Genomic DNA, 11211 nt, shown 5'->3' with positions numbered 1-11211 from the left:
TATCCAATCTATCGCATCAAAGAGAAATAATATTCCTAGGAAATCATTAAACTATAAAACGCCATTGGAAGTGTTTTTGAGTTATGTTGATAATGATATTTTGTCTAGCTTAATTTGACAAATGAAAGAAAGAAAAATAATCAGTTTAAATTTTTATAATTATACGTAAAATTTTTATGCAACAAAATTCTATCTAATGATAGTAAAAAACAACGTCAGCACATTTCATAAAAGAAAATTTTACATACTTAATTTATGGAATATTTAGAATGTGGCAGATGAGTTTATATAAATAAAATAAGACATTCCTAAAATTTTAAAGGAATGCCTTATATTTAAATATTCTTCTTCAAATGACTTTTCAATTACAATCAAGGTTTCTTCGTTATCTTTATTTTCTAAAAGGCTTTCTACTACGGTTTTAATATGTACTAACTCATTTGATATCAAACCAATACCTGGACAAAATGAATATCATCTGTTGATTTTTTTATTACAGCTGTACGCTCTGTTAAAGGACCTAATTTGGATGAATAAAACCGTATAAATTTAAACTCATAGCAAGTCCTAAAACAGATACCCTTCCATCAGTATCTACACTTAAATCTTTGATTCCTAAAAAAAACATTTAATGCCGTACCACTTGATGAACCTGTCATAAATTTAAAGGTGAAATAACCAACTAAGAAGAATAAATGGTTTGTAACTTATGTACAAAAAAGTATTACTAATTTAACTCGTCTTAACTAGTAAAAGTTAATTATCGCATAAAAATTTACAAGAAAAAACGATCTATCATAAATTGTCACTCCAAAAAAATGCTGAGAATCACAGATAACTAATTAGAGTTAACTGGTAGCATAGAGCAAGAAAAATAATAATAAATCAAATCCAAAAAAATCTTTCTTTATATTTAAACTTAGATTCTTTTCTAAATCAACAAACAATATCTCATTACTACTATAATAGTTTTTCAATATCTTTTTGAATATCCTCTATTTTAGTGATAGGCGCATATCTTTTAATTACTTGACCATCACGATTCACTAAAAATTTTGTGAAATTCCATTTAATATTTTTACCTACTAAGCCGCTCAAAGCATTTTTCAAATAAACATACAACGGAGAGGTGTCTTCACCGTTCACTTTTATTTTAGAAAAGGTTTGAAAAGTTGTTTGGTAATTCAACTGACAAAACTCACTAATTTCTTTATCTGTTCCTGGAGCTTGGTGACCAAATTGATTACAAGGAAAATCCAAAACTTCAAACCCTTTGTTTTTAAATTCCTTGTACATTTTTTCTAACCCTTCATATTGTGGTGTAAAACCACACCCTGTTGCAGTATTGACAATTAGCAATACCTTCCCTCTATATTGCTCCATAGAAACATGTTTACCGTCACTTGCTAGGATACTGTAATTATAAATACTCATATCAACTGATCTCCTTTCAAAAAGTTTTTTGATTTTTTATTTATTTCTTTTATAAATTCCACTAGTTAACCATGCTAACAACACGATTAAAAGTACACACCCTAAAAAAAAGCAATGAAAACTGCAGACTTAATTTTACTACAGTGACTGCCTAAATTTAGAAATAATTTTCATTGCATAGTCCATTCTGCTATTTCAAATAATTAAAAAATAACTGATACAAATAAAAATACAAAACATTCTCAAAACTAAGCAAGTGCACAATAAAACTAGCTTATCTTTTACATATCTTCTAATAATTCAACCGATTATAATAACTCTAAAAATCAATAAAAAACACTATAAAAAATTATTTTGATATACTCCTTTGATTTTACGACTTAACAGAATACAGAGATAACTCACAAATAACTTGCCTTTATTACTAAGACAGATGAATTAATTTTTTAGTGATCATTAATAAAATCATAAAAACTAAATAAGTTTAAAACCTATAATAAAAATAAAGAACACAAGAATAGTTAATAAGGTTTCAACGAGTATTAGCACTTTTAATTCACCCTTTTGATTACGTAATTAAGTCATGTCATATGCGAAATAAAAAAGAAAAAAATAAGAAGCTACATTTTCTTTTGCCTTTTATCATTTTATTCAATATTTATTTGTAAATGTAAGCTTAATTAATGGTCCTTCCAATTAATTTTAAGGTAGTTTCCATTTTTATCTTTAGGAATAACTTCCGAGATTAAGTGATGTGATAAAGTATTCTTAAAGTTTATTTCAGCTTTTTGTAATATTGAGCGAGATAATTCTCCATACTCTAATATCAATTCTTTTGAATCGAACATATTATGGATTATTTCATAATTTCCTTTCTTTACAAAGCTATCATTTGTTTCTATAGCAACAAATAAATCTAAAAAACTGATTTCATTAGGAGCTTTACTTAAAGAGTAACCACCATTCTTTGAAGCTTCAGAATCAATGATATTAGCATCTTTTAATTTTTTTGCTATTTTTTGTAAATAACTATGAGAAACCCCCATTTTAGAACTAATTTCATATGATTTTAATTGAATATCTTTTGGCAATTCTGCTAACATAACAACAATTGCAATGGATTGAATAAAAGCATTACTAAATTTCAAAAAAAACACCTCTTTCTATTGACAAAAAATATCCATAGATATATTCTATACATTATAATAAACTACAGACATTTTTTATCTACAGTTTATTATAATGTATAGAATATATTTTGCAAGGAGACACATTATGTTAAAGAAGAAAAGAATTATATTTATTATTTGTATACTAGTATTTATTCCAACAATTTATGCGACGTTGTTTTTAGGAGCTTTAAAAGATCCTTACGGTAATTTAAAGCAACTTCCTGTTGCTTTAATAAAGCAAAAATCAAACCCTCTTTATAAAGAATTAGTAAATTCTAATATATTTAACTTTCGAGAAGAGACTTTACAAGATGCACAAAAAGATTTAACAAATGGCAAAATTTACGGAGTAATATATTTTGAGAAAAATTTTGGAGAAAAAATGCAAAATTTTAACAAAAAAGGTGAATCACCTATAGTTCATCTAATTACATCAGAAGGTTTAAGCTACTCAACCTCTAAACTAATTACAGGAGCTCTGACTCAGTTTGTAACTACTGTAAATTCCAAATTGAGTTACAGTATAATTTCTAAAATGGATGGTAATAATATTCCTAAAAGTATTGGTTCAATAATTAAACTTGATCATTTTGATACAAATCCTATAAAAAATAATGCCGAAGCAATGGCCCCCTATATCTTTTCATTAACATTATTTGTAGGTGGTATCTTTGTTAATCAATTTATTTTAAGAATTTTCAAAAAATCTAAAAACTTTTTTTCTTTTTGGAAAAAGCAGTATCTATTACCAACGATTATATCTTTTGCACAAGTAATTTTACTCTTAACCATTAATTATCAACATATTCAAAAAAATACGAATAATATTTTCTTATTATCTTTATTTCTATTTTTAGTAGCGTCTACCTTTAGTAGTATTATTGTAGCATTTAATAAATTAATACCGGGAATCGGTAGCTTCGTTATTTTACTTTTAACAATGTTGCAAACTTCATCATCTGGCGGGGCATATGCGATAAAATTATCTAGCCACTTTTTTCAAAAAATTCATATGTTTTTGCCTATGACATACAGTATAGATGGAATAAAAAAAATCGTTAGTTTAAATAATTATAATCTTTTAACAGAAATTGTTTGTTTAATACTTTTCTGGATAGCAGGTCAATTTATATTAATCTTAGCCTATAAAAAAAATGAAAAAATTTTAACTATCTGTTAAGTTTACACTCTTAAAGTTTTTAATTTTTTCTTTAAGCTTCAGCTTCTATTAAGTAGTTAATTTATTATTAACTTTTCAAAATAATATAAATAAACAATATATTAATACATGAGAGGAACTATTATGCATATATTACACACGAAAAAATTAACAATTTTTGATTTAAAGATAATAGGTATTATTTCGTAGATAAGTTGAATATATTCTTGTCTCTACAAAAAGTTGTCTAAGATTTGATACTAACATCACTCACATAATAACCTTAGAATTTCTCCAATACTTTGTTTGTATTTTCCATAAATAATTTGTCGTCTGTATTTTGGAATGAAAACTATATGATACTTATATTTCCATGTTGTATGTAATAAACTTTGATTGTTCTTTTTCATAAGGAACCTCCTATATGATTGGTATTTTGTGATTCGGAAACCAAATTTATCTTATAATTTTAGGAGGCTTTTTTAATACCACGCTAAAAGCTCTTTAGATCCACCCGAATATCAAGTGGTTTTCAAAATATATAAAACAAATAAGCAACAAAAGCCAATCCGCTTTCATTGCTTATATTTGCTTATTTTTATCCATCCACATCATTTGACGTAGAGTCAATAAACAATCCTTTTTATCAGCTATATTTATTGATTGGAATTAATAGTGATACATAATCAAACGGTTTAATATTATTCACCTGCCCAACATCCTCTTCCAAAGCATTAACTATTTTACCCTTTAAAGTAACCCTATCAGTTAATTCAACTGTTTCTTTAGTAGGATTAGCTAAACGAATAACGTAGCTGTTTTCCTCAGAATAAGCTGGATAAATTGCTGAAACAATCACATCTTTCGGTAATTCTAGTAGTGAAAGTTCAGTAGGAACACGCTTTGAATGTTGCAGTGGCCAAATTTTATTATCTAACCGATTAATAAACAAATTTAATGATTGTTTTTGATAAGATACAGATTGCGACAAACGTTTTTGTGTTGTTTTGGCTACTTTAAATTGGTCCAACCTTCCTTTACCAACTTGAATAGCAAAACTATATTGATGCTCACCAAGTTCTTGAGCTAATGGTGTTGGCATCATAACATGTCCCTCATTTGTTGTATCACCGGAAGCACGTCCCGGGCGCCAAGATAAATTAGGCTTTCCTAATTCTCCTGTAGTCGCAAATAGTGTGAGGAATAATTTATCAGAAACTCTTTCATATTCTCTCAAACCATCAGCAAAAACCGTTACATAACTTCCTTCAAATTCTACTGAGACACTCTTATCAAAAATCTCTAAATTCGCAGGCATCTCAACATACTTTTCAACCCAATCTGATGGAATAACTTCAGGCTGATTGATAACAAAACCATTTTGGATTTGAGCGATAGATATTTCTGTTGGATCATCCACTTGAAACTGAAGACGCATCCGATGGGAAAGAACTTGATTATCAATTGTTATTTTTCCTTCGATTACATCCTCATCATTTAAAGTCAATCTAAGTATATAAGCAACTTCTATAATGTTTTGTTTTTCTAAACAACGACTTTCTAAATCATTTGGTAAACTGGCAACCCCCTCTATCACTAAGCACTGTTTTGAAGAATCACGTTCAACGTGTGCTTTGTCAAAATCTAAAATAAGCTCTTTTTCTTCAGCTAATGGAGAAAAATCATACGTATCCCCATTATTACCCATATCAACTAGTCGAATAAAATCTTTAATCGTCCGTCCCTCTTTTGTAACAAGCTCCACAGTCCCTGCATGATATTGAATCGTGTAAAAATCATTTGAAATTCGCGTTTCTTCACTCCAAACTGAAGTTTCTAATGGTTCTTCACATTCTTCAAACTCTATAATCGTATAGCCAAACGCTGGTAATTCAACATCTATACAGATATCTAATTCATAATAAGATGGTTCTGTAAAATACTCGAACCCAGTTGCAACTAAACGCTGCACATTGTGACGTTCTGGATAATACTTTTCACTTACTAATACTGATTTCTTACTATTTTTAAATCGGATATTTTTTGTACGATTTACAACATGAACTATTTTCTCACCTTTAAAAGGAACCGGATCAGTATTAAATACCAGTAACTGGTGATGTGTTAAGTCTAGTGAATCTGCAATTCGCTTAGAAATAAGATTTTCTAATCCTTCTGCAAGCTCATAAGCTTCTTTACTTCGATGGAATATATCTTCTGCAACATTGTCAGAAACACAGCCACCAATACTATCATGTGCTTGATTTTCTAATACTTTTTTCCAAAGACGTTTTAATAATCCTGTACTGATCTCTACACCGATTTTCTTAGAAATAACCATTAAAGGTTCAATGCGATGAAGGATGATTTGTTCTAATTGAAAGTTATCCTGTTTCATTTGAGTTCGGACAGAGCTAATTGATCGGTGCACTCGAGAATAAACAGGTTCCCGCAATTCCCCTTCATAATTTGGTAAATTCTTTTTATTTCGAATGATCTCTACATAAGTCGGATAATCACAAATCTCATTTTCATAATCACTGACCTCATTGATTTGTTCAACGATATTATCAAAGTCTAAAACCATGCTCTTTTGATCGATACCAGACGGTAAAAGTAAATCTTCATTATCTCCATGCTCCATCAAAAAACTCAGCATAGGGTCAAGACGATTTTCTACGAAATTAGGAATATTATTTACCGCATCAAGTGTCATCAATCCAGTCATATAGCCAAACGGAAAATACATCGCATAAACATATTGGTCGCCTAAACCATTCCAAATAAAATAAGGTGAAAAAGCCTGTTTATCAAAGTTAATACCTCGCCAAGCCATAAAGTTATCAATGCCAACTTGATTCAATAATGTTGGAAGATTTGCGTTAAAACCAAAAGTATCCGGCAGATATCCTACCATCATAGGATTCCCATATTTTTCTTTGGTTTCATTAATTCCAATAATCAAATTACGTAAAATTGATTCTGAGTCAACTAATAATGCGTCCGTTTGTGTATACCATGGTCCAACGAATAAACGACCTTTCGCAACTAGATCTTTGATTACCTGTAATTTTTGAGGATTTATCTCGAGATATTCATCTAAAATGGAGGATTGACCATCTAGACAGAAATTCACATTTGGATTTTTCTCAAGTTCATTTAGCGCTTCTGTAAAGACCTGGTCACTTAATACTTTCGCATCTTCCGCAGTAAAATACCATTCACGATCCCAGTGTGTATGTTGTACAATATATCCTTTTACCATTTCATTAACCTACGCTTTCTTTAGTCTAAAATAATTGCTACTCCCCATTTCCAGCATCCATTTTTATTGCTCGTTTCACTTTAAACGATTTTAGAGCATTAACCATAATTGCAGTAACCAATCCACCAACTAAGATAGAAACACAATATAAAATTGGATTAGACGTAAACGGAATCGCCATAAAAGTTGCCAACATAGTTTGTTGAGTAATACCAAAGAATCCGTTTACTGCACATGCAGTTGCAGTTCCAACAACAATACTTGGAATCACACGTAATGGATCAGCTACTGCAAAAGGAATTGTTCCTTCCGTAATTCCCACAGCTCCCATAATTATTGCAGTTTTACCATTATCACGTTCTGCTTCTGAATACAGTTTTTTATTTAGTAACGTTGCTAAAAACATTCCAAACGGGGGAATCGCAATTGCCATCAACATGGCAGTACTGATTGCATAGCTACCAGCTGAAAAAGAAGCAACACCAAATGCATACGCAATTTTGTTAACAGGACCTCCCATATCAAAAGCCATCATAGCACCAAGAATAGCTGCTAATAACGCTGAATTAGTGCCTGACATACCATTCAACCAATTTGTTAATGTTTCTGTTGCAGCAGTGATTGGTGTTCCAACAATATACCATAGAACTAATCCCACAATAGCTGTCGCAATAAATGGAATCAATATCAATGATTTCAAACTCATAATTTGTGCAGGAATGGGAACCTTTTTTAATGCATTAACTAGATAGCCAACTGCCAGACCAGTAAACATCCCGCCGATAAAGCCCGTACCCATTTGATTTGCAATCATACCACATATAAAAGCAGGTGCTAACCCTGGACGATCCGCAATAGAGTATGCGATATAGCCAGAAATCATTGGAACAATAAATTGTAAACCTGTTTGACCTATTAGCCGTACGACACCCCAAAAAGTATCTGTTTGATCCCAAACCCCACTACCCCCCAAAATAACAGCGATAGACGTTAGTAATCCAGCCGCAGTTACTAGTGGAATCATGTATGATACACCACTTTGAAAATGATTTAGAATTTCTTTACCTGTTTTTTTGATACTCACGTTATTCTCTCCTCCATTTTTAATTCAAAAGATCAATAGCTTCATTTATAACCATTTCACCATCTTTTACAACATCTGTTGTACTCACTTCTAGGATTTTTTTTCCTTCAAAACGACCACGCTCTGAAACGTTTGTGTCTACTGCGAAAATCACCAAATCAGCCTTTAAAATATCGTCATCAGATAATCTATTTTCCGTTCCCATTGCACCTTGTGTTTCTACTTTCATTTCAATTCCATTTTGTTTAGCAAATTTTTCTAAATTTGCTTTTGCCATATACGTGTGAGCTATGCCTGCTATACATGCTGTTACTGCGACCATTTTTATCATTATTTTTTCTCCTTTTCATTAAAATGCTAACGCATCAAATAATTCTTCTTCTGTTTTAGATTGTTTGATCCTTTCTACAAAGTTATCATCCATTAGTTTTCCAGATAAATCTGCTAAAATTCGCAAATGCTCATCTCCTTGATCTTTATTTTTAATTGCCAACAGGAAAATAAATTCTACTGGCTTATCATCTAACGAATCCCAATCCACAGGTTTTTTTAGTCTTGCGACCGCAACGGTTGATTCTAAAACCGCATCACTTTTACCATGAGGAATTGCTAAACCGTCCCCAATTCCTGTTGTCATATGATCTTCTCTGTCATGAACGTCGTCTATAAAGGTATTTAAATTTGACAGATAACCATTTTTATTTAACTGAATCGCGATTTTTTTTATTACTTCATCTTTCGTTGATGCTTCAAGATCAAGTATGATATTTTCCTTATTTACTTTATTTGTGGACACCATTTAAAACATCTCCTAATACGATTTCAATCTCTTCAAAATTAGTACAGTTCGTTAATCTTTTTATTATATAGTTACTTGAAATTACTTCATTAAAAAATTCATAAACTTGATTAATCAAATCTTTAACTTGCTCATTTAATGCGAAAAAGAATACCAATTGAACTTTCTCTCCTTGCCAGTCGATTCCATTTTTGTTTATGTAAATTGAAATAATTGGTTGCTTTACATATTTAATCTCCGCATGAGGAATAGCAAAACTCCCCATGGCCGTTGTTGACATCTGTTCCCTTTTAATAGCACTTTGGTAGATTCCATTATCAGCATAATTGTTCTCAATCAATTTATTAGTAATATTCTCTAAAACTTCTTGTTGCGTTTCTCCAAATGAATTAGAGATAAAACAGCAATCTCTCTGAATAAATCTCATAAAAATCTCTTTTGAATCTGTTTCTCGTCTCTTAATATAAGATTCGATTTTTTCGGCATCTGCTGTTGTCATCAAGGGACTAACAACAATAACTGTATTTTTGATATTGCTGATTGGCAACGTACTAATGATTAATTCATTTTTAATGCTTGATTTTTGCAAGTCTCGAATTCCCATTATTTTTTTTATATTTAATTCAGATTTAAATCTTTTTTTTATTCTTTGTTCTAATAATTTAGAGGTTCCATAACCACTGCTGCATACTAATATAACATCTCTAGGAGTATGCCCCTCTCGATCCAAAAATGATTGTACATGAAGAGTTATAAACGCAATCTCATCATCATTCATTGTAATGCCAAATTCTGTTGCAATCAGTTGTGCTAGTTCATAACTAAGAGCAAAAGCTCCCGAAAAATTTATTTTGATCTCGCTAGTATAAGGATTATGAATTGAGACACCAAGTTTTAATCTCTTAATAGCTGCATTTAAATGGACTACTAGACTGTTAATTAGTTCAGCATCCGGTGTAAAATTTATTAGCTTAAAATATAAAATTTTTTTCAATTTATCACTGTAATCTAAAACTTGTAGCTTTTCTGCCTTCACATCATTTAATGAATTTTTTTCGATAACTGAAATATGAACATCAACGTATTCACGCTCAAAATTAGGCATTTTAATATTAAATTTCTGTTCAATCAGTTCGATAAATATTTTAGTGTTTTTTGAGGGTGTGTCATTAAAATCTATTTCCTTATCAACATAAAAATCTTGTTTGATTCTTTCTAAAGCAATTGCCAAATGAATCGATAAAGTTTGATATTCATATTCTGTTACTTCCAGATTTGTTTTCTCAATAAATTCATTCAACACATCTGCGACATCATCTAGTACATTAGAGTCAATTAAATCATTTGTATTCCCGATAACTTTAACACCTAATTTTACTTTTTCTTTTTGTGAACTTATTGCCGTCACGCCTCCCCAATAATAATGAATAACGTCTGACATAAGGTGTCTTTTTAATGCTTCTGAGGCATCAATTTTTAGACCTTGATGACTACTAATCAGTGAAACACCTTCTTTTTTCAATTTCGTTCTGATTTCTCTGACTGTATTTTCCATTGTTGCTCGACTAACAAACAATTCATCTGCAAGATCCTGAATTCGAATAAACTCATTTGTATTAAGAAATCTTGAGTAGACATACATTATTCGATCCTCAATACTATTGATTTTTCCTAAAGATTTAGACTGGATTGCTGTAAATATATCACTAGGGTCTCCTTTCAGTTCAATTCCTAATCCGGGCTTTACTAAAATCAAAACATCAGTTTCAGATCCAATCATTTCTTGAAGCATATTGATATATTTTCTTGCTGTCTTTGTAGACACATTCATATGATTCGCCAAATCTTTGTAAGTTGTGTGACGATATTTCAATAGATAGCTTAAAATCTTTTCAAATTTATCTTCAAATTTTATATTCATATATCCTACCCTCCTGAATACGCTTTCATTGTAATGGAAATTATCTTCTTATCAAACCCAAACTTTTTCCTTTTCATTAAGGAATATAATTAAGGCTATCCCTTAAATACCATTTCTTTATAATGTAATACATTTAAATCTTAATTCATTAAATTCATATTTTCGATTGTAAAATTAACTTAGATAAAATAAATAAATCATTTGTAATACAACCATTTTGTATTCCAAACAAAGAAAACAAATAAGTGATTACAAATGATTTACATATTATTACAGGCGAATATTTTTTACCAAAAGTATATCTCCATCAAAATAAGAAAGTGGAGACTATCGATAAAATTTCAAAAAAATTTAGACAAACAATTACAGTACTTCAA

The 11211-nt window shown here is 30.2% G+C and carries 8 protein-coding genes and 2 pseudogenes; 2 read left to right on the top strand and 8 right to left on the bottom strand.

Annotation, left to right across the window (positions count from 1 at the left end):
* Nucleotides 1–118, top strand: a pseudogene (locus CBF37_RS11960) (IS30 family transposase); the annotation flags it as partial.
* A gap of 842 nt (nucleotides 119–960) precedes the next feature.
* Here CBF37_RS11960 and CBF37_RS05775 read toward each other — a convergent pair.
* Nucleotides 961–1434: a glutathione peroxidase gene (locus CBF37_RS05775; RefSeq protein ID WP_125983803.1), complete on the bottom strand. Its 474-nt coding sequence runs from the start codon at nucleotides 1432–1434 to the stop codon at nucleotides 961–963.
* A gap of 680 nt (nucleotides 1435–2114) precedes the next feature.
* The gene (locus CBF37_RS05770; protein WP_125983802.1) at nucleotides 2115–2582 is read right to left on the bottom strand and encodes an RrF2 family transcriptional regulator; all 468 of its coding nucleotides are present in this window, start codon (nucleotides 2580–2582) and stop codon (nucleotides 2115–2117) included.
* A gap of 127 nt (nucleotides 2583–2709) precedes the next feature.
* On the opposite strand from CBF37_RS05770, the gene CBF37_RS05765 reads away from it, so the two are divergent.
* Nucleotides 2710–3786, top strand: a complete 1077-nt coding sequence (locus tag CBF37_RS05765; RefSeq protein ID WP_165866650.1) for a YhgE/Pip domain-containing protein — start codon at nucleotides 2710–2712, stop codon at nucleotides 3784–3786.
* A gap of 248 nt (nucleotides 3787–4034) precedes the next feature.
* Here CBF37_RS05765 and CBF37_RS05760 read toward each other — a convergent pair.
* From CBF37_RS05760 to CBF37_RS05735, 6 genes and pseudogenes are all read right to left on the bottom strand, one after another.
* Nucleotides 4035–4175 (bottom strand): annotated as a pseudogene (locus CBF37_RS05760) (transposase); the annotation flags it as partial.
* A 236-nt stretch (nucleotides 4176–4411) separates the two neighbouring features.
* Nucleotides 4412–7030, bottom strand: coding sequence for a glycoside hydrolase family 38 N-terminal domain-containing protein (locus CBF37_RS05755; RefSeq protein WP_125983800.1), 2619 nt, complete (start codon nucleotides 7028–7030; stop codon nucleotides 4412–4414).
* Between the two features lie 37 nt (nucleotides 7031–7067).
* Nucleotides 7068–8114: a PTS fructose transporter subunit IIC gene (locus CBF37_RS05750; protein WP_125983799.1), complete on the bottom strand. Its 1047-nt coding sequence runs from the start codon at nucleotides 8112–8114 to the stop codon at nucleotides 7068–7070.
* A 19-nt stretch (nucleotides 8115–8133) separates the two neighbouring features.
* On the bottom strand, nucleotides 8134–8445 hold the full coding sequence (locus CBF37_RS05745; RefSeq protein ID WP_125983798.1) for a PTS fructose transporter subunit IIB: 312 nt from the start codon (nucleotides 8443–8445) through the stop codon (nucleotides 8134–8136).
* An 18-nt stretch (nucleotides 8446–8463) separates the two neighbouring features.
* Complete coding sequence (locus tag CBF37_RS05740; protein WP_125983797.1) at nucleotides 8464–8913, bottom strand: PTS sugar transporter subunit IIA; 450 nt, start codon at nucleotides 8911–8913, stop codon at nucleotides 8464–8466.
* Nucleotides 8897–10834 carry a BglG family transcription antiterminator gene (locus CBF37_RS05735; RefSeq protein WP_125983796.1) on the bottom strand — a complete coding sequence of 646 codons (1938 nt, stop codon included), beginning with the start codon at nucleotides 10832–10834 and terminating at the stop codon, nucleotides 8897–8899. Before CBF37_RS05735 ends, CBF37_RS05740 begins: the two co-directional genes overlap by 17 nt.
* Nucleotides 10835–11211 lie beyond the last annotated feature (377 nt).

The organism is Vagococcus vulneris (genome assembly GCF_003950515.1).
Lineage (GTDB): Bacteria > Bacillota > Bacilli > Lactobacillales > Vagococcaceae > Vagococcus > Vagococcus vulneris.
This window is presented reverse-complemented; position numbering and strand designations above follow the sequence as displayed.